Source organism: Streptomyces sp. Ag109_O5-10 (genome assembly GCF_900105755.1).
Lineage (GTDB): Bacteria > Actinomycetota > Actinomycetes > Streptomycetales > Streptomycetaceae > Streptomyces.
Genome location: NZ_FNTQ01000001.1, coordinates 617,977 through 640,868 on the forward strand (window position 1 = coordinate 617,977; position 22,892 = coordinate 640,868).

General features: G+C 72.3%; 17 protein-coding genes. 5 read left to right on the top strand and 12 right to left on the bottom strand.

The window, feature by feature from the left end; translation table 11 throughout:
- Positions 1-41 precede the first annotated feature (41 nt).
- Positions 42-1,538, bottom strand: a complete 1,497-nt coding sequence (locus BLW82_RS02980) for a DNA-binding protein NsdB (protein WP_093497330.1) — start codon at positions 1,536-1,538, stop codon at positions 42-44.
- Positions 1,539-1,803: 265 nt separating this feature from the next.
- On the opposite strand from BLW82_RS02980, the gene BLW82_RS02985 reads away from it, so the two are divergent.
- Together BLW82_RS02985 and BLW82_RS02990 are read left to right on the top strand one after the other, a co-directional pair.
- Positions 1,804-2,943, top strand: a complete 1,140-nt coding sequence (locus BLW82_RS02985) for an aminoglycoside phosphotransferase family protein (RefSeq protein WP_093497331.1) — start codon at positions 1,804-1,806, stop codon at positions 2,941-2,943.
- Positions 2,944-3,218: 275 nt separating this feature from the next.
- Complete coding sequence (locus BLW82_RS02990; protein ID WP_093497332.1) at positions 3,219-5,237, top strand: N-acetylmuramoyl-L-alanine amidase; 2,019 nt, start codon at positions 3,219-3,221, stop codon at positions 5,235-5,237.
- A gap of 21 nt (positions 5,238-5,258) precedes the next feature.
- On the opposite strand, the gene BLW82_RS02995 is transcribed toward BLW82_RS02990, so the two are convergent.
- The 8 genes from BLW82_RS02995 to BLW82_RS03030 form a co-directional block, all read right to left on the bottom strand.
- Positions 5,259-5,756, bottom strand: a complete 498-nt coding sequence (locus BLW82_RS02995; protein ID WP_093507815.1) for a glycosyltransferase family protein — start codon at positions 5,754-5,756, stop codon at positions 5,259-5,261.
- A 294-nt stretch (positions 5,757-6,050) separates the two neighbouring features.
- Positions 6,051-8,726 carry an ATP-binding protein gene (locus tag BLW82_RS03000; protein WP_093497333.1) on the bottom strand — a complete coding sequence of 892 codons (2,676 nt, stop codon included), beginning with the start codon at positions 8,724-8,726 and terminating at the stop codon, positions 6,051-6,053.
- Positions 8,727-8,857: 131 nt separating this feature from the next.
- A complete protein-coding gene (locus BLW82_RS03005; protein ID WP_093497334.1) occupies positions 8,858-9,757 on the bottom strand; it encodes a universal stress protein in 900 nt (299 codons plus the stop codon).
- A 156-nt stretch (positions 9,758-9,913) separates the two neighbouring features.
- Positions 9,914-10,156 carry a DUF397 domain-containing protein gene (locus BLW82_RS03010; protein ID WP_093507816.1) on the bottom strand — a complete coding sequence of 81 codons (243 nt, stop codon included), beginning with the start codon at positions 10,154-10,156 and terminating at the stop codon, positions 9,914-9,916.
- 83 nt (positions 10,157-10,239) lie between these two features.
- Positions 10,240-11,406 carry a thiolase domain-containing protein gene (locus tag BLW82_RS03015; protein ID WP_093497335.1) on the bottom strand — a complete coding sequence of 389 codons (1,167 nt, stop codon included), beginning with the start codon at positions 11,404-11,406 and terminating at the stop codon, positions 10,240-10,242.
- A complete protein-coding gene (locus BLW82_RS03020) occupies positions 11,403-12,449 on the bottom strand; it encodes a thiolase domain-containing protein (RefSeq protein WP_177232810.1) in 1,047 nt (348 codons plus the stop codon). The genes BLW82_RS03015 and BLW82_RS03020 overlap by 4 nt, the downstream gene beginning before the upstream one ends.
- The gene (locus tag BLW82_RS03025; protein WP_093497337.1) at positions 12,449-13,390 is read right to left on the bottom strand and encodes a Zn-ribbon domain-containing OB-fold protein; all 942 of its coding nucleotides are present in this window, start codon (positions 13,388-13,390) and stop codon (positions 12,449-12,451) included. The genes BLW82_RS03020 and BLW82_RS03025 overlap by 1 nt, the downstream gene beginning before the upstream one ends.
- A gap of 145 nt (positions 13,391-13,535) precedes the next feature.
- The gene (locus BLW82_RS03030) at positions 13,536-14,336 is read right to left on the bottom strand and encodes a crotonase/enoyl-CoA hydratase family protein (RefSeq protein ID WP_093497338.1); all 801 of its coding nucleotides are present in this window, start codon (positions 14,334-14,336) and stop codon (positions 13,536-13,538) included.
- Between the two features lie 208 nt (positions 14,337-14,544).
- Here BLW82_RS03030 and BLW82_RS03035 point away from each other — a divergent pair, with 208 nt between their 5' ends.
- A complete protein-coding gene (locus BLW82_RS03035; protein WP_093497339.1) occupies positions 14,545-16,158 on the top strand; it encodes an acyl-CoA synthetase in 1,614 nt (537 codons plus the stop codon).
- A gap of 119 nt (positions 16,159-16,277) precedes the next feature.
- On the opposite strand, the gene BLW82_RS03040 is transcribed toward BLW82_RS03035, so the two are convergent.
- The 3 genes from BLW82_RS03040 to BLW82_RS03050 all read right to left on the bottom strand — a co-directional run bounded on the left by BLW82_RS03040 (position 16,278) and on the right by BLW82_RS03050 (position 19,943).
- Positions 16,278-17,114, bottom strand: a complete 837-nt coding sequence (locus BLW82_RS03040; RefSeq protein ID WP_093497340.1) for an alpha/beta fold hydrolase — start codon at positions 17,112-17,114, stop codon at positions 16,278-16,280.
- 62 nt (positions 17,115-17,176) lie between these two features.
- Positions 17,177-17,902: a class I SAM-dependent methyltransferase gene (locus BLW82_RS03045; protein WP_093497341.1), complete on the bottom strand. Its 726-nt coding sequence runs from the start codon at positions 17,900-17,902 to the stop codon at positions 17,177-17,179.
- 538 nt (positions 17,903-18,440) lie between these two features.
- Entirely contained in the window at positions 18,441-19,943 is a 1,503-nt protein-coding gene (locus BLW82_RS03050) for an acyl-CoA synthetase (protein ID WP_093497342.1), read from the bottom strand.
- A gap of 341 nt (positions 19,944-20,284) precedes the next feature.
- On the opposite strand from BLW82_RS03050, the gene BLW82_RS03055 reads away from it, so the two are divergent.
- Positions 20,285-21,769, top strand: a complete 1,485-nt coding sequence (locus BLW82_RS03055) for a cytochrome P450 (RefSeq protein ID WP_093497343.1) — start codon at positions 20,285-20,287, stop codon at positions 21,767-21,769.
- A 10-nt stretch (positions 21,770-21,779) separates the two neighbouring features.
- Entirely contained in the window at positions 21,780-22,760 is a 981-nt protein-coding gene (locus BLW82_RS03060; protein ID WP_256215610.1) for a (-)-alpha-amorphene synthase, read from the top strand.
- Positions 22,761-22,892 lie beyond the last annotated feature (132 nt).

Here is a 22,892-nt window from a genome sequence, read left to right on the forward strand (position 1 = left end):
CCCTGCTGCGGTCAGCCGGCCCGTGTCGGGCGCACCGGCCCCTATGCCTGTGCGCTGTTGTGGCTCCCCTTGGTCCTGGCCCTGGGCAGGGCCAGCTTGATCTCCTCCCGCAGTTCCTGGATCCTCGGGTAGCTCGAATACTCGGCGGTGAGCCGGTACATCTCGCGCAGCCGGTCCCAGGTGCGGTGGGAGGAGTTCGACCCCATCGACATCAGGGCCAGCCGGGCGTAACGGTCAGCCTGCTCGGGGTCGTCCGCGATGAAGCAGGCGGAGGCCATGGACAGGAAGTCGAAGATCTTCGACCGCTGCCGGCCGTCGACCCTGAGGGCCAGTGCCTTCTCCGCGTAGTGCTGGGCGTGCACGGCCGCGGCCGGGTCGTGCTCGGCCAGCGTGCGGTAGGCGAGGGCCTGCATGCCGTACAGGTCCTCTTCCTTGAACATCTGCATCCAGCTCGGCGGCGGCACGTCGCCCCGGTCGGAGACGAAGAGGTCCTCCGCCTGCCCGAGGGTGCGGCGCATCGCCTGGCCCTTGCCCATCGACGCCTGTGCCCAGGCCTCGATGGTGTGGAGCATCGCCCGGGTGCGCGGCAGCACCTCGTCGCCCGAGCCGGACTTGGCGAGCTTCATCAGGTCGAGTGCGTCGTCGGGCCGGCCGAGGTGCACCATCTGGCGAGCCGCTCGGGAGAGCGCCTCCCCGGCACGCGGCCGGTCGCCGCCCTCACGGGCCGCGTGGGCGGCGATGACGAAGTACTTCTGGGCCGTGGGCTCCAGGCCCACGTCGTGCGACATCCAGCCCGCGAGGACGGCGAGGTTGGCGGCGACGCCCCACAGGCGCCGCTGGAGGTGCTCGGGGTGGCGGTAGGCGAGCATGCCGCCCACCTCGTTGAGCTGTCCCACCACGGCCTTGCGCTGGAGGCCGCCGCCGCGGGCCGCGTCCCAGGCACGGAACACCTCCACGGAGCGCTCCAGTTCCTCCATCTCCTCGGACCCGATGGGGGCGGCCTCGTAGCGGTCGAACCCGGCGGGGTCGGCGTGCAGAGGATCGTCGAGGACGGGGGCGTCGGCCTTGAGTGTGGGGTCGGTGTGCAGCCACTCGTACATGGCGCTGCTGAGTACGGATCCCGCGGTGAGCGCGGCACCCGCGCCCACCAAGCCGCGTCGGTTGAGCATGAGGTCCATTCCCGTGAATTCGGTGAGGACCGCGGCGGTTCGTTCGGGCGCCCACGGCATGCCGTCGGGATGTTCCACGTTCCCGCCGTCCGGCCGTTTTCCCGTACGCCCGTGCCGTACCAGACCGAGGTCCTCGATGGTCACGACACGGCCGAGACGCTCGGTGAACAGAGCCGCCAGCACCCGCGGCACCGGATCGCGCGGGATCTCTCCCATGTCGATCCACCGCCGCACCCGGGAGGTGTCGGTCGCCAGCTGGGGGTGGCCCATGGCCGCCGCCTGCCGGTTGACCAGCCTCGCGAGTTCGCCCTTGGACCAGCCGGCCAGGCCGAACAGGTCCGAGAGGCGGGTGTTGGGTTCTCCGGTCACGTCAAGCCCCCAGGTTCTCGGCTGAGTTGACAGTAGCCCGGTGCCGGTTGCCGGGCGACTATTCGCCACGGTTCGCCAGGGTGCGCCAGATGGTGTGCCAGTGGGCAACGGGTGTCAGGTAGGAACGCGCCACCCCGACCCGGTCGCCACTGACGGGCACACTCCCCAGGGTGTGCCCTGGCGGCCGGGACGGGCTGGGCGCGAGAACCCCTCACAGGACTTCTCAGGCAGGCACCGCAGGCACACGAAGGGATCTGTATCTCCCATGTACGCAGCATCGTCCTCCGTGTCCGCTCCGCCCCGGTCGCTGCGCCCCCGCCCGGCGGGCGGCGGACCCTACCTCGACCCCGCACGTCCGGGGGCCGCCGTACCGGTCGTGGGCCGGCAGCGCCGCCCCGCGGGTCTCGGCCCCCAGCCCCTCAGCGGCAGACTCGACCTGTCCGGCCCCCAGGGTGCGCAGTTGCGCACCGCGATCGCGTCGGTGCACCGGATCTGTCCGGAGTTCGCTCCGGTGCAGGTGCTGCGCCGCACCGGGCGGTCGGTGATCCTCGTCGGCACGACGGGGCGCAGCACAGCCGTGGCGAAGTGTCTGCTGGACCACTCCCCCGCCTGGGCGGAGCGGACCCGCCACGAAATAGCCGCATACCGCTCGTTCGTCCGGCACCGGCCGCCGATCCGGGTGCCGAGGCTGATCGCGGCGGACCCGGACAACTGCACGCTGGTGATCGAGCGGATGCCCGGCCGGGTGGCGGCGGTCCAGCGCCACCCGGCGGAGGCTCCGCCCCGGGCGGACATCCGGGCCGCCCTGGGGGCGATCTGCCGGCTGAACGCGTGGCGGCCCCCGGCGGGCACCTTCGACGCCCCGGTGGACTACCCGGCCCGGATCGCCCGGTACCACGAGCTGGGTCTGCTCACCGACCGGGACATGGGTGACCTGCAGAAGCTGCTGCACGGCATCGCGGTCGCGGCGGGCCGCCAGGGGATGGGCCAGTTCTGCCACGGCGACGCCCTGCTCTCGAACATCCTGCTGTCCCCGGCCGGTCCGGTGCTGGTGGACTGGGAGCACGCGGGCTGGTACCTGCCGGGGTACGACCTGGCCACGCTCTGGTCGGTCCTCGGCGATGCCCCGGTGGCGCGCCGTCAGATCAGCCAGATCGCCCAGTCGGCGGGGCCCGCGTCCAGGGACGCCTTCCTGGTGAACCTGATGCTGGTGCTCACCCGGGAGATCCGGACCTACGAGACCGCCGTGCAGCGTTCGATGCACGACGCGACCCCGGCGGCACCGGGTACGGCCCACCCGGGCGCCGCGCCGACCGGCGAGGAACAGCGGCTGCTGCTCCGGCGGCTGCACGACGACTGCCAGCTGGCCCGACGGGCCGTGCGCGCGGCGGTCGGCACTCGCTGACGGGGACGAGGATCCGCGGTGCGCTCAGGGCAACTGCGCGCCGCGGGTCCTCGCATGTCCGGGGTGTCCGCGAGGGTGTCACGGCCGTCCACTGGTGTACGCCACTGACGCCCCGCAGGCCCGCGGGCCGCCACCGCGAAACTCCCACGATCACCGCATGACATGGGAATTCAGGCCTCGCTGGGCATGATTGACGGATCGTCGGCAAGCCGGTACCACTGAGCCACGCTCAGCCCCGCACGCCCCGTCGCGCCCCATCGCCCCAGGAGGCTGCCTTGCGCGGATCCGTCACCGAGCCCGCACCCCCACACAGCGGCAGACGCAGGCGCAGGACGGCCGGAGCCGTCGCCGCCGCGGCCCTGCTGCTGCCGCTGCTGGGCGCGGCACCCCCACCGGACACCGACGAGTCGTCCGCCGGACCGCTCCAGCAGGCGTTCGCGTCCGCCGCCGACGAGTACCACGTGCCGCAGAGCGTGCTGCTCGCCGTCTCCTACCTCCAGTCCCGCTGGGACAGCCACGGCGGCGCGCCCAGCGTCACCGGCGGCTACGGCCCGATGCACCTCACCGACGCGCACACCGCGCTGGCGACGGCCACCGAGCACTTCGCCGACGGCACCGAGGACGCCCGTGGCGACAGCGCCCGCCCCGCCCTGCACCCCCGCGTGCAGGTCCCGCGGAACTCCGCGCTCCCGGCGCGCCTCAAGACCCTGACGAAGGCCGCGGGACTGACCGGGATCCCGGCCGAGCGGTTGCGCACCGACGCGGCGGCGAACGTGGCCGGCGGTGCCGCGCTGCTCGCGGCCGCCCAGCGGGACCTGCACCAGCCGCTCAGCGCCGATCCGGCGGACTGGTACGGCGCCATCGCCCGCTTCTCCGGCGCCGACGACATGGCGACCGCGGCGGCGTACGCCGACGACGTGTTCGACGTCCTCCACACGGGCGAACAGCGCACCACCGACGCGGGACAGTTCGTCGCCCTCACCGGCCGGCCGAGCCTGGTGCCCGACACCGCGCAGCTGAAGCTGACCGGGCTGCGCACCACGGCGGCGGACGACGGGACGGAGTGCCCGGCGACGGTGTCGTGCGAGTGGATCCCCGCGCCCTACGCGCAGTTCGGGGACAACGACTACGGCAACCACGACCTCGCCGACCGGCCGGGCTCGCAGAGCATCAAGTACATCGTCATCCACGACACCGAGGGTTCCTGGGACACCACCATCAACCTGGTCCAGGACCCGACCTATGTGTCCTGGAACTACACCATCCGCTCCACCGACGGTCTCATCGCCCAGCACGTCAAGGCGAAGGACGTGGCCTGGCACGCGGGCAACTGGTACATCAACGCGAAGTCGATCGGCATCGAGCACGAGGGCTTCCTCGCCTCGCCGGACGCCTGGTACACGGAGGCGATGTACCGCTCCTCGGCCCGGCTGGTGAAGTACCTCGCCGAGCAGTACGGCATCCCGCTGGACCGGCAGCACATCCTCGGCCACGACACGGTGCCGGGCCCGACCACGTCCACGATCCCGGGGATGCACACCGATCCCGGCCCCTACTGGGACTGGCGGCACTACTTCGAGCTGCTTGACCACCCCTTCAAGCACAAGGCGGGCAAGAAGCACCGGGTGGTGACGGGCGGTGTGGTCACGATCCTGCCGGACTACGCCACGAACCAGCCCGCGTACACCGGCTGCGTCACCAAGGGCCAGCCCTGCGCCGCGCACGGGTCCGGCGAGGTCCGGCTGTACTCCGACCACGACACGAACTCGGCCCTGATCAAGGACATCGGCATGGGCACGACGCCGACGACCGACGTGAACGACCTCTCCTCACGGGCCTCCACCGGCCAGCAGTACACGGTGGCGGACACCTGGGGGGACTGGACGGCGATCTGGTACCTCGGGCAGAAGGCCTGGTTCGAGAACCCGGGGAGCGCCCCGACGGCGGTCGCCTCGACCGGAGTGGTGATCACGCCGAAGGCGGGCCGGACCGGCATCCCGGTGTACGGCCGCGCCTACCCGGAGGCCTCCGCGTACCCCTCCGGGGTACCGGCCCAGTCGGTCTCACCGCTGCCGTACACGATCCCGGCGGGTCAGAAGTACGTGGCCGGTGACGAGGTGCCCGGCGAGTACTACTACGCCGTCACCTTCAGCACCGACTCGCACAAGGTCGTGGTCGGCAAGGACCTGTACTACGAGATCCAGTACGGCCACCGGGTCGAGTTCGTCCGCGCGGCCGACGTCGACGTGGTGCCGGCCGCGAAGGCCGGACGGCACCACGGCCACGGGAAGTAGCCGAAGGAAGGCGGTCGGGCCTCAGCCCTGCTGGAAAAGCTCCGCCGGGAGCGGCTTCAGCAGGGCGTACAGGTCGTCGGTGATCGGGCGGTCCCAGGCCGCGATGGTCACCAGGACGCCGTCGCTGCGGTCGAACTGGACGCAGGAGATCCGGCTCTCGGAGAGCTTGAGACGGCGCACGATCAGCAGGTTGTCGCCCTGCAGCACCGGCATGTCCTCGGTGCCGACGACGGTGACGTCCTCGTCGTTCTCCAGCGCGAGGAGGAGCTGGCCGACCTCGAAGGGGATCTCGCCCTCCTCCACCTCGCGGGCCGGGGAGCCCTCGGGGAGGTTGCCGATGATCATCGCGGGGCCGCGGCCGCCGAAGAGGTCGTAGCGCAGGAAGACGCCCTGGCAGGTGCCGTCGGGCGCGGGCAGCAGCCCGGCACCGAGGTTGCCGGGCCAGTCACCCGGGTCCATGGCCAGAACGTCGAATTCGGGGCCGGCGGGAGTGGCGCTGCGGCGACGGAGGAACGACATGCGGTCCATGGTACGGGGCCGGGGTTGCGGGGCGGGGATCAGTTCCGGCTGCGGGTCGGCCGGCGCTTCTCGGACCCGCCGCGTCCACCGTCGTGCCTCATCCGTCGCGACGGTGACCGGTCACGACGGTGGTGTTCGGCGGTGCCCGGCCGGGCGGCGGTGGCGGCCGTCGTGGGTTGCGGCCCTTCGGCGGGCGCGGTCCTTCGGCGGGTGCGGCCCTTCGGCGGGTGCGGTGCCGTCGTGGCTGGTCGCGCCCACGCGGCGGAGCCTCAAATCGAATACAGCCTCGCGCCCCTAAGGGGCTGTGCCGTCGCTCTGCTCCCTCACTGCGGCCAGCTCCGCCCGGGCCTGTAGCGCCAGGCCGTCCGCCTGGCACCGGACGGCGGTGTCCAGGCCCCTGCGCAGCAGTCCGGCGTCGCGGAGTTCCGTGCCGAGGGACACCAGGGCGCAGGCCAGCTCGTAGGCGGCCGGGGAGCGTTCCAGGTGGGTCACCGACTCGCGCAGGTATGCCAGGCGGGCCTCGCCTGTGGACACGTCGGCCGCGGTGCGCAGGGCCTGGCCGATCGCGGAGGGGGCGCCGAAGCGGCGGGCGTGGGTCAGGGCGGCCAGGGCGGTGGTGAGGGCGCGTTCCGGGGCGTCGTGGGCCTCGGCGCGAGCCAGGTGGAGCTGCCAGGGGCACCAGGAGGGGTTGCGGATGCCGCGCGGTTCGAGGCGGCGCCCCGCCGCGGCGAGCTCGGCCGCCGCGTCCTTCGGGAGGCCGCGGGCGAGCAGCAGTTCGCCGTAGACCGTCTGGGCGTCGGGGAAGACCACGGCCGCCGGAAAGGGCTCCCGGAAGGCGTGGTCCTCGGCGAGGCGGGCGGCCTCGGCGAGGCGGCCGCGGGCCAGCAGGGTCTGGACGAGGATGCCGACGGCGTACCAGAGGGCCGGGGTGCGGGGTCCGACGCGCTCGGCGAGGCGCAGGCCGGAGCGGGCGTGCTCCTCGGCCTCGGCGAGGCGGCCGCGGCGGTAGCGGACGTAACCGAGGAGGGTGTAGGCGAAGGAGAGGTGGGCGCCGCGCCAGCCCTGTTGTTCGAAGTCGGCGACCCCGGCGGCGAAGAGTTCCTCCGTGCGGTCGGGCCGGTCGGCGTACATGAAGGCGAGGGCGACGAGGACGGGCACCTCGAAGCCGCGGTCGGACGCGGCCCAGCCGAGGCCGCCGGCCAGGGCGCGCTCGGCGTGGTGGAGGGCGACGTCGGCGGGTTCGCCGCGCTGGATGGCGTCCCAGGTGCGCAGCCCGATGACGTACCGCTCGGTGAGGTCACGGCCGCGCAGGCGGTCGGCGAGCCGGGTCAGGCGGCGGGAGCGGGAGGGGTGGTCGGGTTCGTCGGCGCGGAAGGCGTCCCACATGAACTGTTCGGAGAGCATCCGGAGCCGTACGCGGGCGTCGCCGGTCACCTGGATCTCGCGGGCGAGGGTCTCCGAGGCCTCGGCGAGGTGGTCGCTGTGGGCGAGGACCTGGGAGAGGCGGTAGACGATCTGGTGGCGCAGGGCGGGCTCGGCGATGGGTTCCTGGAGGGCCGCACGCAGGTGGTTGACGGTGGTGGCGGGCTCGGTGAGGAGGGAGGCGCTGCCCAGTTCGTGCAGGACGGCGGCGCGCTGATTCGGAGGCGGGGGTTCGCGCAGGGCCCGGGCGAGGTAGGCGCGGGCGGTGTCGGGGGCGCCGGCCCGGAGGGTCTCGCCGGCGGCGGCGCGCAGTTGCCGGACGACCCAGGTGTCGCCTTCCGGGTGGGTCTCCAGGAGGTGGCGGGCGGCCGCGGTGGCGCCCTGGCCGTCGTCGGTCACGCACCAGGCGGCCTGGCCGTGCAGGGCGACCCGGGTGGCGGGCGGGATGGCCCGGTAGACGGCGGTGGCGATCAGGGGGTGGACGAACTCCAGGGTCTCGGCGCCGGTGAGGACGCGGGCGCCGCGCAGGGCGTCGGCGGAGTCGGCGGCCTCCTCGTGGCCGAGGCCGGCGACGGCGGCGGCGAGCGCGGGATGGATCTCGGTGCCGAGGACGGCGCAGGCCCAGGCGAACCGGACGGTGGAGGGGCCCAGGCGTTCGAGGCGGGCGATGAGCCCGCTGCCCTTGACTGCGGCGGCGAGGTCGCGCAGCAGGGGTGCGCCGGCCTCGGTGGGGTCCAGGCCACGGTCGTGGACCTTGGCGGTCAGCTCGACGGCCTCGAAGGGGTTGCCGGCGGTGACGGCCCAGCACTCGTGGCAGAAGGCGTCGTCGGCGTGGTCGCCGAGGCTCTCGCGGACCAGGCCGGCCACGGCGTCGGCGCTGAGCGGTTCGAGGCCGTGCGGGCGGCCGCCTGCCCGGCCGGGCAGGCCGCGGAACGTGTCGGCGTGCTCGGGGAGTTCGTCGGGCCGGTACGCGACGACGACGAGCAGCGGGAGTTGCTCGGCGCGCGGTGCGAACGCGGCGAGCCAGCCGAGGGATTCGGGGTCGGCCCAGTGGGCGTCGTCGAGGACGAGGACCATCGGGGCCTGGCGCACGGCGAGGTGGGTGAGCACCCAGTCGAGGCCGTCGCGCAGGCCCTGTTGGTCGGGCGGGGCGCCCTCGGTGGGGGCGCACAGGCCCAGGGCGGGGCCGACGATGTCGTACCAGCTGCCGAGCGAGGCGCGGAGTTCTGCCTCCGGTGCGCCGGCGAGGCGGGGTTGCAGGAGCTGGCGGGCGACGTGGAAGGCGACGCGTTGTTCCTGGTCGCCGCCGCGTGCGGAGAGCACGGTGCAGCCCCGGGCGGCGGCGCGCCGACGCACCTCGGCGAGCAGGGTGGTCTTCCCGATGCCGGCCCGGCCGGCGAAGGCGAGCAGCGCGCCGAGCGGCCTGTCGCCCGGTACCGCGCCGTCCGCGCGCAGGCCGGTGAGTTCGGCCAACGCCTCGTCGACGGCGGACAGTTCGCTGTCGCGCTCGTAGAGCGTCCGCCGGTTCCGCAGGACCCGCTGTCCCATGACCACCCCCCGCCACGGTGTTACGCGAGCGCGGGGAGCGGGCGCGCACCGTGACTTGCAGGCAGCTCAGCGTACGCCGGACTTCGGTGATCCGCTCCCTACTGACGGTAACTGGGCGAAGGGGCTTGACATCACTCCTGCGGCGCGGGCGGGACGACCGCGATCGGGGCGGCCGCGTGCAGCAGTACGGCGTGGGTGACCGAGCCCATCATGCGGGCCGGGGCGAGCAGTCGCCTGCGGTGCCGGCCGACGACGACCAGGGCGGCGTCCTTCGAGGCGGACACCAGCAGGCCTGCCGCGTCGCCGGGCAGCGCGAGGACGTCGGCGCGCAGGTCGGGGCGGTCCTTGAGGTATGGGGCGAGGAAGCCCTCGGCGAGGGTGCGGGTCTCCTGCTCCACCTCGTCCTGGCCGCCGGCCGGCGGGACGAGTTCCCCGGCGGCGAACCAGCTCTGCGCGGGCCACGGGTAGGCGGCGATCACCTGGAGCCGGGCGCCGCGCCGGGCGGCCTCCGCGAAGGCGAAGGCGAGGGTGGCGTCGTCGGGGCTGTCCACGTCCAGGCCGACGACGACCCGCGGTCCGGGCTCGGCGGGCAGTTCCTCGGGCACCTTGCGTCCCGGCCGGGGCACGACGACCACCGGGCACGCGGCGTCGCGGGCGGCGGCCATGCCGTTGGAGCCGAGCAGCAGGCCGGCGAAGCCGCCGCGGCCTCGCGAGCCGAGCACCAACAGCTGTGCGTCGGCGCCCAGTTCGGGCAGCAGTGCGCCCGGGGCGCCCTCCAGGGCCACGTACTCGATGGTCAGCCCGACGGCGCCGCTGGACAACCGGTCCCGGACCTCGTCGAGCACGGGGTCGCCGCCCTCGTCCGGTTCGCCGGCGACCAGGACATCGGGCTGCCCCCAGGCGGCGTACTGACGGACGTGCACCACCCGCAGCGGCGCGTCCCGCTGCCGGGCCGCCTGTACGGCCCAGTCCAGGGCGCGCAGGCTGTCGTCCGACCCGTCCGCCGCGGCGATGACCGGCGCAGCGCTCATCGTTCCTCACCTCCGGAATACGTCCTTCCCCGTCCGGGGCCAGCCTGTCTCAGGCGGTGGCCCCGGGAGGGCGCTGCCGGTCACGTGTCCGGAAATCCTTGCGGAACACCCCCTGGTTCACCTCTCTGCCGCAGTGGCGGCACCGGGGGCAGGCGCTCAGGTCAGGTCGAACTCGCCCTCCCGGGCCCCCGACACGAAGGCACCCCATTCGGCGGGGGTGAAGATCAGGGAAGGGCTCTCCGGGCGGCCGCTGTTGCGCATCGCGATGAATCCCTCGACAAAGGCGATCTGGACATCCCCCAGGCCCCTGCTGCTGGACTGCCAGTCGGCCCCGCTGAGGTCCAGCTCCGGCTTGTCCCAGCCCACTGCCCGCTGCTGCTGGATGGTGCTCTCGGCCACGTCCGTGCTCCTCCCGAGTTCGTCGTCCGCGGCCAGCCTAGCTTTCGGTTCCGGCACTCGACAGGCCACGTGAACGGGTCCTTTCAGTTGTCGGGGGCCGTGGCGCCGACGAGCCACATGGAGAAGAACTGGGAGCCGCCGCCGTAGGCGTGCCCGAGCACCTTCCGGGCGCCGTCCACCTGGTGTTCTCCGGCCTGGCCGCGCACCTGGAGGGCGGCCTCGGCGAACCTGATCATCCCGGAGGCGCCGATCGGATTGGTGGAGAGGACGCCGCCGGACATGTTGACGGGGAGGTCACCGTCGAGTTCGGTGACCCCCGATTCGGTGAGTTTCCAGCCCTCGCCCTCCTCGGCGAAGCCGAGGTTCTCCAGCCACATGGGCTCGTACCAGGAGAACGGCACGTACATCTCGACGGCGTCGATGTCCCGGCGCGGGTCGGCGATCCCCGCCTGCCGGTAGACGTCGGCGGCGCAGTCCTTCCCGGCCTGCGGCGACACCGCGTCCTTGCCGGCGAAGAGGGTGGGTTCACTGCGCATGGCGCCGCCGAGCATCCAGGCCGGCGGCTTCGTGGAACGGGCGGCTCCGGCGCGGTCGGTGAGGACCATGGCGCAGGCGCCGTCGGAGGAGGGGCAGGTCTCCGAGTAGCGGATGGGGTCCCACAGCATGGGGGACGCCTGGACCTTCTCCAGGGTGATGTCGTGCTCGTGGAGGTGGGCGTAGGGATTCTTGAGCGCGTTGCGCCGGTCCTTGTAGGCGACCAGCGAGCCGACGGTGTCCGGGGCGCCGCTGCGCCGCATGTAGGCCCGCACGTGGGGCGCGAAGAAGCCGCCCGCCCCGGCCAGCAGCGGCTGCTGGAAGGGGATCGGCAGGGACAGTCCCCACATGGCGTTGGACTCGGACTGCTTCTCGAAGGCGAGGGTCAGCACGGTGGAGTGGACCCGCGCGGCGACGAGGTTGGCCGCGACGAGCGCGGTCGACCCACCCACCGAGCCCGCTGTGTGTACCCGCAACATGGGTTTGCCCACCGCTCCGAGCGCGTCGGCCAGGTAGAGCTCCGGCATCATCACGCCCTCGAAGAAGTCGGGCGCCTTGCCGATGACCACGGCGTCGACGTCGGCCCAGTCCAGTTCGGCGTCGTCGAGGGCGCGTCGCGCGGCCTCGCGGACGAGCCCGGCGATCGACACGTCCCGCCGGGCCGCCACGTGCTTGGTCTGGCCGATCCCGGTGACGGCCACGGGCTCCTTGCTCATCGCGGATCCCCTTCGAGTACGGCGACCAGGTTCTGCTGCAGGCAGGGCCCGGAGGTGGCGTGGGCGAGGGCGCGGTCGGACTCGCCGCGGTGGATGCGGGCGGCGGCCTCGCCGATGCGGATCAGCCCGGCCGCCATGATCGGGTTGGCGGCGAGGGCCCCGCCGGAGGGGTTGACCCGCACGTCGTCGCCGAGCCGCAGCGCCTTGCGCAGCACGATCTCCTGCGAGCTGAACGGCGCGTGCAGCTCGGCGGTGTCCACGGGCCGTTCGAAGGCGCCGGCCTTCTCGGCGGCGAGCCGCGCGGACGGCGAGTCGGTCAGGTCGCGGACGCCGAGGCCGTGCGCCTCGATGCGGTGGTCGATGCCCCGGATCCAGGCGGGCCGGTCGCACAGCTCGCGGGCCCGTTCCCCCGCCGCGAGGACGACGGCGGCGGCGCCGTCGCCGATCGGCGGGCAGTCGCCGGTGCGCAGCGGTCGTACCACGTAGTCCCCCTGCGGCACCGAACCCCGCAGCTGTGCGTGCGAGTTGGCTGCCGCGTCCGTCCTGCTGCGGGCGCCGACGGCGGCCAGCGCGGGCTCGTCGGTCTCCCCCGCGTCGATGAGCGCCCGGGCCTGGAGGGCGGCGAGGGCGACGGAGTCCGGCCACAGGGGGGCCAGGTAGTAGGGGTCGAGCTGGCGGGTCAGCACGTCGCGCACCGAGCCGGGTGAGGACTTGCCGTAGGAGTAGACGAGCGCGGTGTCCGCGTCCCCGGTGAGCAGCTTGGTCCAGGCCTCGTACAGGGCCCAGGCGCCGTCCGTCTCGACGTGCGACTCGGAGATCGGCGGCCAGGCGCCGACGCCGTCGAGGGCGAGGGTGAAGGAGAAGGCGCGGCCGGCGAGGTAGTCGCTGGAGCCGGAGCAGGTGAAGCCGATGTCGGCGGTCTTCAGGCCGGTCTGTCCGAGCACGTCGTGCAGGACCGGCATGAGCATCTCGACCTCGGAGAGGTCATCGCTCGTGCGGCGGTGGTCGGTCTGCGCGAAGGCGACCAGTGCTATGTCACGCATCACAGCAGCTCCTTGTACGTCTCGTAGTCCGCGTCGGGCTCACCTGTGGGCCGGTAGTGGTCGGGGAATCGGGCCCCCTCGGTCCACACCGGTTCGACCCTGAGCCCCATCCGCACCTGGTCGTAGGGGATCCCGCCGATCCGGCCGTGCAGGGCGAGGCCGGCGCCGTCGAGGGCGATGTGGGCGTATACGTAGGGCACCTCGATGTCGAGGTTCTTCGCCTTGATGTTGACGATGCAGAAGGTGGTGACCGTGCCGCCGGGCCCCACCTCGACCTGTTCCGATGTGGCCACCCCACATGTGGGGCACGCACCCCTCGGCGGGACGTACACCTTCCGGCAGGAGGGGCAGCGTTCGCCGAAGGTCCGCCGGGAGGAGAGCGCGTCGATGTAGGCGGACTGGGCCCGGCCGGGCGAGTAGGTGTAGTCGAGGCGGGCGTGGGCGACGATGCCGTGGACGGCGTCCTCGAACGTGCCGTCGTGCCCCGTCACCGCGGCCGGTTCGCCCTCGTACGGCTCGAAGCAGGCGATGTCGGTGATGGCCCCCGACCGTTCCTCGGCCCAGCGGACCCGGACCCGCATGCCGGTGTGCACGGTGTCAGGTCCCGGCGCGTCGAGGGCGTGCAGCAGGGCGGTGTCGGCGCCGTCGAGCCGGACCAGGACCCAGGCGAAGGGGGTGCCGAGGGGCTGACCGCGGCGGGGTTCGTCGTTCCAGGCCCAGGTGGTGACCGTGCCGGTGGGCGCGACCTCGACGAGGTCACGGATCTCCTCGGCGGTCACGGGGTCGTACTCGACGGGCGGGACGAGGACACGGCCGTCGCCGGCCTTCACACCGAGGACGACCCGGTCCCGCAGCCCGGTGAGAAAGGCGCTCTGCACGGGCCCGAGGGACCGGGTGAAGGGAAACTCGACGACGAGAGGGGCTTTGAGGACGTCGGGCATAGGGGGCTTGCCTCCTTCGGAAGGCTGGAGGATGCGCGCCCTGTCAGGGGCGCTGGGGATCCCCCCGGCCGAAGGCTGGGGGGAGGAACTGCGCGACAAGCCCCACCGGCCCGCGACTTCCGGACCGGCCCAGGCCCGTGCAGTGCTACGCACGCTTGTAAACAGGCGGCCGCTTCTCCGCGAAGGCACGGGCGCCTTCCTTCGCATCGGCCGTGTCGAAGACCGGCCACCCCCGTTTCAGTTCGGCGGCCAGTCCGTCCGCCTCCGTCATCTCCGCCGTCTCGTACACCGACGCCTTGACCGCCTCGACCGCCAGCGGCCCGCACGCGTTGATCTGCTCGGCGATCTCCAGCGCCTTCTCCAGCGCCGAGCCGTCCGGCACGACATGCCCGACGAGCCCGATGCCGGCGGCCTCCCGGGCGCTGTACGGCCGCCCGGTGAGCAGCATCTCCAGCGCGTGGGTGCGCGGAATCTGCCGCTGGAGCCGTACCGTGGAACCGCCGATCGGGAAGAGCCCCCGCCGGACCTCGAAGAGCCCGAAGGTCGCGGACTCGGCCGCCACCCGGATGTCGGTCCCCTGAAGGATCTCCGTGCCGCCCGCGACGCAGTACCCCTCGACCGCGGCGATCACCGGTTTGCGCGGGCGATGATGACGGAGCATCGCCTTCCAGTGCAGGTCGGGATCGGCCTTCAGCCGGTCGCGCAGGTGTTCGCCCGCCATGTCCTGCCCGGCCAGTGCCTTGAGGTCCATCCCGGCGCAGAAGGCGCCCCCGGCCCCGGTGAGCACGACCGAGCGGACGCCGTCGTCCTCGTCGGCCTCGATCCAGCCGTCGTACAGGCCGACCAGCATGGAGATCGAGAGCGCGTTCTTCGCCTCGGGCCGGTTGAGCGTGAGCACGAGTGTGGCGCCCTCGCGCCGCACGGTGAGGTGTTCCGTCCCAGCCATGGACCCTCTCCCCTCCGGAGGGGATCGCCTCCCCTCCACCAGAACGAGAACAGGTTGCAGTAGCCGGGGAGGCACTTCAAGGGTTTTCTGACAGGCAGTCAGATTTCTTCGCGCGAACCCTTCACACTTGCCGCGCCCTTTGCTCTGATGACCGGCGAACGGACGGGTGCGCCTTTCTTCGTCACGGTCGCCGGGGTCAGGAGGAGCGGTGGAGTACAACCTTGCCGATCTGTTCGAGTCGGTCGTGGACGTGGCCGCCGACCGCGAGGCGCTCGTGTACGTCGACCACCCCGGCACGGGTGCGGAGCGCCGGCTGACCTACGCGGAACTGGACGCCGCCGCCAACCGCATCGGCCACCACCTCGTCGACAGCGGCATCAAGCCCGGCGAGCATCTCGGGCTGCACCTCTACAACGGGGTGGAGTACCTGCAGACGGTGCTCGGCTGCCTGAAGGCGCGGGTGGTACCGGTCAACGTGAACTACCGGTACGTCGAAGAGGAGTTGGTGTACCTCTACCGGGACGCGGATCTCGTCGCGCTGGTCTTCGACGCGGAGTTCGACGACCGGGTGGCGGCGGCCCTGCCCCGGACGCCGGGGCTGCGGCACCTGGTGCGGGTGGGTGAGCCGGTGGACGGGGGGCTCAAGGCCCTCGCCTTCACGGAGGCGGAGGCGGCCGGGTCGCCCGGACGAGGGTTCCCCGCGCGCTCGGCGGACGACCAGTTCATCATCTACACCGGCGGCACGACCGGGATGCCCAAGGGCGTGATGTGGCGTCAGGAGGACCTGTTCTTCGCCGGGCTGGGCGGTGGCGCGCCGACCGGGGAGCCGGTCGGCCGGCCGGAGGAGCTGGCCGAGCGGGTCGCGGCGGGCGGCAGCGGGATCACCTTCTTCCCCACTCCCCCGCTGATGCACGGCACGTCCACGCTCACCACCTTCATCGGGTTCAACTTCGGGCAACGGGTGGTGATCCACCGTAAGTTCGTGCCCGAGGAGGTGCTGCGGACCGTCGAGAAGGAGAAGGTCACCAGCATGTCGCTGGTCGGCGACGCGATGCTGCGCCCGCTCGTCGACGCCCTCGGCGGACCGCTGAAGGGGACCGACTGCTCGGCCCTGTTCAGCGTCTCCTCCTCGGGCGCGATCCTCTCCGAGACGGTGCGCCGGCAGTTCAGCGAGCTCGTCCCGAACGCCGTGCTGCTGAACAACTTCGGGTCCTCCGAGTCCGGTTTCAACGGCACCGCGACCGACGACTCCGGGGCCGGCAGCGGCTTCCGCGTCCGCGTCAACTCCCGCACCCTGGTGGTAGATCCGGCGACCCACGAACCGGTGGCCGTGGGCGAGACCGGCCGGGTCGCGCAGACCGGGCACGTCCCGCTCGGCTACTACAACGACCCGGTGAAGACCGCCGAGACGTTCTTCGAGAAGGACGGCCGCAGGTGGGTGCTCCTCGGCGACATGGCGACGGTCGACGAGGAGGGTGTCGTCACCGTCCTCGGCCGCGGCTCGCAGTGCATCAACACGGGGGGCGAGAAGGTGTACCCGGAGGAGGTCGAACAGGCGCTGAAGTCGCACCCGGACGTGTACGACGCGCTCGTCGCCGGGGTGCCCGACGCCACCTGGGGCAATCACGTGGCGGCCGTGGTGCAGCTGCGCACGGGTGCCGAGCCATTCTCCCTCACGGACATCCAGACGCACTGCCGCAGCCGGCTCGCCGGGTACAAGGTGCCCCGTCAGCTGGTGATCGCCGAGGCCATCCAGCGGTCGCCGAGCGGCAAGGCGGACTACCGGTGGGCGCGGGAGGTGGCGGTGGCCGCCGACCGGTAGCCCCTGCGGGTGCACGGACCGCCGCGGGGCGGTCCGTGCCCGGATGTACCGGCCCGGGCGGTGGACAGGTCCTCCGACCGCCTCCTGACGGCCTGCGGCGCACGGGGCCCGAGGGCCGCTCAGGCGTCCAGGAAGGCGACGGTACGGCGGACGAACCACTCGGGGTCGTCGAGCCAGGGGTAGTGGCCGGCGCCGGGCTGCACGGTGACCTCGGCGACCGGAAAGGCCTCGGCGACGCGCCGGGCCAGAGCGGGGCTGGGGCCGCCGTCGAGTTCACCGGCGTACACCAGGACGGGGGCGGCGAGGGCGCGCAGGGCGGCCCGGGTGGCGTCCGGGGCGAAGGCGCCCTCGGCGAAGTAGCGGTCGCCCGCCTCGAAGTTGCTCTGCTTCTCGGTGGCCGCGACATGGGCCCGGGCGGCGTCGTCCCAGCGGCCGTGGAAGAACGGCATGAACACCTCGTCGAACTCGCCGGAGCCGGTCAGCCACGCCTCCAGCGCGGGGTAGGCCTCCTCGAACCAGGGCTCCCCCGCCCGCAGCCGGGCCGCCGCCAGCCGGTCCTCGGGGGTGCCGAGCAGCCCGAGGGGCGAGGGGTTGCCGGTGATCAGCGCGAGCCGCCGTACCCGCTGCGGATGCGCCGCCGCGTACAGGATGGCCAGGCTCGCGCCGGCCGAGTGCGCCAGTACGTCCATGTGGTCGAGGCCCATGTGCGCGCGCAACATCTCGACGTCGTCGACGAGCCGGTCGCAGCGGTACGACGCCGGGTCGGCGGGCACGGCGGAGTCGCCGGTCCCCCGCAGGTCGAGGAGGACCAGCCGGCGGTGCGCGGTCAGCCCGCCGAGGTCCCCGAGGTAGCCGGAGGCCCGCATGGGGCCGCCCGGCAGCACGACGAGTGGTTCGCCCTCCCCTCTGACGTGGTAGGCGAGGCGGGTCCCGTCGGCTGCGGTGAAGGTGGGCATGGCGCCGATCTTCGGGGACGGAGGCGCGGTGCCGCAACGGGTTTCGGCGAACGCCCCCGGTGTCAGCCAGGCGGGGCCGGCTTGCGCGCCCGGAACGCGAACTGGCCGCAGAACGTGAGCTTGCGGAGGTTCACCAGCGCCGTCTCCCGCTTGCTCTTGCGGGCCCAGGCGTCGATCTCCGTGTTGAGCGGCGACTCCGTCCGCCAGAAGCGGCCGTACTCCTTCCTCCGTGAGCCGTGGTAGGTGCGCATGATCAGTGTCACGCCGTCGATTGAGGGCCGGATCTCCTCCAGGGTGAGCCCGGCGTCTTCGACGAGCACCCGGAATCCGTACGGCGTGTAGTTCCACAGGCTGAAGGAGTGGTAGGGCTCGAACTGGGAGGTGCTGCCGATGAACAGCCCGCCCGGCCGCAGCACCCTGCGCACCTCCGCGAGCAGTTCCCTGGGTCGGGCGACGTGTTCGAAGACCTGGTGGGAGTAGACGAGCGGTACCGCGGCGGAGCGGAACGGCAGGTTGACGCCGTCGAAGTAGACCATGCTGTCGCGCGCGCCCGTGCGCTGGGCGGCCTCCGCCTCCGGTGAATCGCGGATGTCGACTCCCACCCAGCGGACGCCGGAGTCGTGTGTGCGGAAGAGCTCCGCCGACGTGCCCCTGCCGCAGCCGAGATCGACCACCCGGTCCGGTGCCCGCGGGGAGCGCATCGCCTCGTCGAGGTAGTAGCGGGAGGTGACCTGACGGGCGTGGTCGTCAGGGATGCAGTCGTGCATGAGTTCCCACAGGGTCGACATGTGCCCACGCTACGAAGGTGCCCCTTCGCCGGGCCACATCCGGGCGGGGGTTCGGGACCGCCGTCATCCCTCGGGGCGAACGGGACTGGGCGGACGGCGGCACGAGGCGGCCGATGCCGGACAGGTGGCGGGCGGCCCCACTGTCGCGGTCGGCGACGGTACGGCCCGGTGCGTGGTACGGCCACAGTCCCCCGGCCTGCCGCCGGGCGAGGCGTTGCGCCGGGCTCACCGGGAAGAGGGCCTCCCGCACGGTCAGCGGATGGTGGCCGGCTCCGTCCGGTACGCCGACCTCGCGGGGGAAGGCGTCGCCCTCGCCCGCGGTGCGGTTGAGGCGGGCGGGGCGGTGTGCCGGGCGCGGTCCTCGGTGGGGGCGGCCAGCTCCGGATGGACGCCCGCGGGTGGGCGGAGGGGGACGGGGAGGCAGCAGCGCATGTCTGCCCTGCGCACGCCATCGGTGAACGGCGGACGTGGTGCCGGAAGCCGCGCCGGGTGCGGAGCCAGACTTCTTGGGTCGTGCCGGGCGCGGCGTCCCGGGTCCTCAGGAGGCGGGGCCGAACCGGTCCCGCAGTTCCCGCTTCAGGATCTTTCCGCTGGCGTTGCGGGGCAGCGCGTCCACGAACAGGATCCGCTTGGGCGCCTTGAAGGCCGGCAGTCGCTCCTTCACGTGGGCGATCAGGCCGGCCTCGTCGATCTCGCCGCGCGGTACGACGACGGCGGTGACCGCCTCGATCCACCGCTCGTCGGGCAGCCCGATCACGGCGGCCTCGGCGACCGCCTCGTGGGTGTAGAGGGCGTCCTCGACCTGTCGTGAGGCGACCAGCACGCCACCGGAGTTGATGACGTCCTTCACGCGGTCGACGATCGTGTAGTAGCCGTCGGCGTCGCGCACCGCGAGGTCGCCGGAGTGGAACCAGCCGTCCCGGAAGGCCTCTTCGGTCTCCTCGGGCTTGTCCCAGTAGCCCTCGCACAGCTGCGGTGAGCGGTAGACGATCTCGCCGGGGGTGCCGTCGGGCACGTCCGCGCCGTCCTCGTCCACCACACGGGCCTCGACGAACAGAACGGTGCGGCCGCAGGAGTCCGGTCGCCCCTTGTGCTCCTCGGGGGCGAGGACGGTGGCGAGCGGTCCGATCTCGCTCTGCCCGAAGCAGTTGAACAGGGCAAGTTCCGGCAGCCGTTCGCGCAGTCGTTCCAGGACGGGCACCGGCATGACCGACGCCCCGTAGTAGGCCTTGCGCAGTCCGCCGAGGTCGCGGGTGGCGAAGTCGGGCCGGTTGGAGAGCCCGATCCACACGGTGGGCGGGGCGAACAGGCTGTCCACGTCCCCGGCCTCGACGAGGTCGAAGAGGGTGTCGCCGTCGGGCCCGTCGAGGATGATGTTGGTGGCGCCCACCGCGAGGTAGGGCAGCAGGAACACGTGCAGCTGGGCGGAGTGGTAGAGCGGCAGCGCGTGGGCGGGCCGGTCCCCGGCGCTCAGGTCGAGGGCGGCGATCGCGCTCAGGTACTCGTGCACCAGTGCCCGGTGGGTCATCATCGCGCCCTTGGGCAGCGCCGTGGTCCCCGAGGTGTACAGCAGCTGCACGAGGTCCTCGGTGCGCGGCTCGGGCCCGTCGTACGGCGCCGCGTCCGCGAGCCTGGCCAGCAGCGAGCCGTCGGCGTCCCGCAGGGGCAGCGCCGGTACGCCGTCGGGGAGGCGGCCGGCCAGATCGGGGTCGGCCAGCACCAGCGAGCTGCCCGACTGGCCGACGATGTAGGCGAGGTCGTCGCCGGTCAGGTTCTGGTTGACCGGGACGTGCACCAGGCCGGCGCGGGCGCAGGCGAGGAAGGCGATCAGGTAGGCGTCGGAGTTGTGTCCGTAGGTGCCGACCCGGTCACCGCGGTCGAGGCCCCGGCCGAGCAGGACGCTCGCCGCGCGCGAGACCGCGTCGTCGAGTTCCTCGTACGTCCAGCGCCGTTCGCCGTACCGCACCGCCACCCGCGCGGGGGTGCGCCGGGCGCTGCGCCGCAGCACCCCGTCCACCGTGCTGCCCTGTCCCTGCGTCATGACTCATGATCCTCGGCCCGCGGCCGTGACAGGTCAAGCGACCGCGAAGGCCGACGGCGAAAACCGACGGGTCCGCTCGGCCGCCGTGGCTTTCCCGCCGGTCCCGGGAGGCGGCACGGGATGGAACCGCACTGGAGTGACAAAAGGAATCACAATCGATGCGTCACGCATCAAGAGGTCTTCATGCCATGGGCTTTCTGCTTCGACGTGCCCCTGTGCGCCCCTTTGGAGAAAGGTTTCCGGAAACCCGGACGTGATTGAACTGGGCAGGACTTGTCTCGGGCTGTCAGCCTCGAAGCAGGTTCGTTCATTTCACATGTCGTACTGGGCAGGAGGTTTCCATGAACGGTGCCGCGTCTGAACAGAAACGAACGTGGACGACAGGTACTGCTCCCGGCATATTCCCACTCCTCGGCCACGGTATCGCCTTATACCGTCGCCCGTTGGCGTTTCTCAATTCTTTGCCCGCCCACGGGGATCTGGTCGAGATACGGCTGGGCCCCCGGCGTGCCTGGATGGTGTGCCATCCGGAGCTGGCCCACGAGGTGCTCATGGACCCGCACACCTTCGACAAGGGGGGTCCGCTGTACGACAGGCTGGGCCATCTGATGGGGGACGGACTGGTCACCTGCCGTCAGTCCGCGCACCGGGACAAGCGCCGGCTGCTGCAGCCGGCGTTCCGACCCTCCCACGCCGCCGCCTACACGGAACTCGTCGCCGAGGAGGCCGCGTCGGTGTGCGAGGGATGGCAGGCGGACGGAGCGGTTCCCGTCACCGAGGCGATGATGACCCTCACGACCCGCGTGATCAGCCGGGTCCTGCTCTCCGACTCGCTGGACGACACGACCGCCGCCCAGGTGCGGCACTGCCTCGCCGACGTCGTCCGCGGCCTCTTCGTCCGCACGGTCGTGCCGATCGACGCGCTGTTCCGGCTCCCGACCCCGGCCAACCGCCGCTACCGGCGAGCACTGGCCCGCCTGCACGCGATCATCGACGCGGTGATCGCGGAGCGCCGCCGGGGCACCGCCCGCGACGACGTCCTGGGCACCCTGCTGGCGGCCCCCGACGGCGACGGCGAGACCCCCGCCCGCACCGACCGGGAGATCCACGACGACCTGATCACGTTGCTGCTCACCGGCGCCGAGACCTCGGCTTTGTCGCTCGCCGCGGCCTTCAGTCTGCTGGCCCGCCATCCCGAGGCCGAACAGTGCCTGCACGCCGAGCTCGACACCGTCCTGCCCGGCGGCCGCCGGCCCGGCCCCGACGACCTGCCGCACCTCGTCCAGACCCGGTGCGTCGTCTCCGAGACGCTGCGGCACTCCTCCCCGGGCTGGCTCTTCACCCGCGTGGCCACCCGGGAGACGGAACTCGCCGGCCGCCGGCTGCCCGCCGGAGCCACCGTGCTCTACAGCCCCTACCTCCTCCACCACGATCCGTCGTGGTTCCCCGGCCCCGAGCGCTTCGACCCCGACCGCTGGCTGCCGGGCAGGCCCACCTCCGCACAGCGGCGCGCGATGATGCCGTTCTCCGCGGGCAACCGCAAGTGCCTCGGCGACGAGTTCGCCATGGTGGAGATCACCGTGGCGCTCGCGACCATCGCCGGCCGCGTCCGCCTGCGCCATCTGCCCGGGTACGCCGACCGGCCACCGCGCCCCGCGATCACGCTGGGGCCGCGCTCGCTCGTCATGTTCCGCGAGACCCGCCCGCACCGGCCGCCGGAGGCGTCGTCCCGCCCTCCGCTCCCGCGCCGCGCGGTCTGCACCCGACAGGCTCGACAGGCTCCGGACTCCCGAACGGCAGGTGACCACAGTGTCGACAACGCGTGAGGAAGTCACGGTGGGTGCATCGGACGGAACCCGGGTCGCCAACCTCGGGGACCTGATCGACGCCCATCTCCGCATGCCCTTCCCGTTTCTGCGCAACCCCCATGAGGCCGAAGCCGCGGCCGGCGTCGGCGTATGGCTGCGTGTGTGGGGGCTGACGGACGAGCCCGGCGTGGCGACGATGATCGCCCGCACTCGCCCCGCCGAACTCGCGTCCTACATCTGCGCCGACGTGGATTCCGATCTCCTCCAGATCGTGGCCAATCAGATTGCCTACCAGTTCGTTTTCGACGACCTGGCGGAGGACGTCGGTCAACACTCTCCGGGCCTGTTGTTGCCGATGCTGTTCGAAAGCATCGCGATTCTGCGGGACGGCCGGCCACCCGGCACTCCCCTTGGAGCAGCCCTGGCGGATCTCTACCGGCAGGTCCGGGAGCGGTGTACTCCCGCGCAGACCGCGCGGTGGGCCTGGAAGAGCCGGGAATATGTGCACGGTCTGTTGTACGAAGCGGTGGCCCAGGCCCAGCCCTACCTTCTACGGTCCGGGGACTGCACCTCCATACGATCCCTGATCGCAGGGGTCGAGCCGTTCTACCCGCTGTGCGAAGCCGCGCAGCCGGGCGAACTGTCCCCCGCCGAACTGCACCACCCCGTGGTGCAGCGACTGGGTCGGCTTTCCGCCGACGCGGCGGTGTGGATACCGGACCTGTTCTCCGCGGTGAAGGAACAGCGATCCGGCGGGATGATCAACTTGGCCCTGGCCCACCAGCGCGAGAACCGCTGCTCTCTGCAGACTGCCGTTATCCTCGCCATCCGGCAGATCAACAGCACGATCGAGGAGTTCCAGGAGCTCTACGCCGAGGTCGAACCGGAACTCAGCCCCGCGGGAGTCGGCTACGTGGAAGGCATGATCGGCTGGATCCGCGGGTGTTATCACTGGTCCCGCAGCGTACCCCGCTACGCGGATGTGACATCGGTGAGCGTCGTGTCGTAGGAGTACCTGACGCACTGCGGCGACCGCATCTGAGAGTGGCGGCCATCAAAACCTCCTACCCGAAAGGCGGACATTATCCCTTCTGCAGTTCATGATTCACCCGATAGTACTCAGTCCGGCCTGCTCACACCC

Coding starts and splice junctions, on each gene's coding strand:
- BLW82_RS02985 (WP_093497331.1), top strand. CDS start 1,804: ATGTACGCAGCATCGTCCTCCGTGTCCGCTCCGCCCCGGTCGCTGCGC.
- BLW82_RS02995 (WP_093507815.1), bottom strand. CDS start 5,756: ATGTCGTTCCTCCGTCGCCGCAGCGCCACTCCCGCCGGCCCCGAATTC.
- BLW82_RS03000 (WP_093497333.1), bottom strand. CDS start 8,726: ATGGGACAGCGGGTCCTGCGGAACCGGCGGACGCTCTACGAGCGCGAC.
- BLW82_RS03005 (WP_093497334.1), bottom strand. CDS start 9,757: ATGAGCGCTGCGCCGGTCATCGCCGCGGCGGACGGGTCGGACGACAGC.
- BLW82_RS03015 (WP_093497335.1), bottom strand. CDS start 11,406: ATGAGCAAGGAGCCCGTGGCCGTCACCGGGATCGGCCAGACCAAGCAC.
- BLW82_RS03020 (WP_177232810.1), bottom strand. CDS start 12,449: ATGCGTGACATAGCACTGGTCGCCTTCGCGCAGACCGACCACCGCCGC.
- BLW82_RS03025 (WP_093497337.1), bottom strand. CDS start 13,390: ATGCCCGACGTCCTCAAAGCCCCTCTCGTCGTCGAGTTTCCCTTCACC.
- BLW82_RS03030 (WP_093497338.1), bottom strand. CDS start 14,336: ATGGCTGGGACGGAACACCTCACCGTGCGGCGCGAGGGCGCCACACTC.
- BLW82_RS03040 (WP_093497340.1), bottom strand. CDS start 17,114: ATGCCCACCTTCACCGCAGCCGACGGGACCCGCCTCGCCTACCACGTC.
- BLW82_RS03045 (WP_093497341.1), bottom strand. CDS start 17,902: ATGTCGACCCTGTGGGAACTCATGCACGACTGCATCCCTGACGACCAC.
- BLW82_RS03050 (WP_093497342.1), bottom strand. CDS start 19,943: ATGACGCAGGGACAGGGCAGCACGGTGGACGGGGTGCTGCGGCGCAGC.
- BLW82_RS03055 (WP_093497343.1), top strand. CDS start 20,285: ATGAACGGTGCCGCGTCTGAACAGAAACGAACGTGGACGACAGGTACT.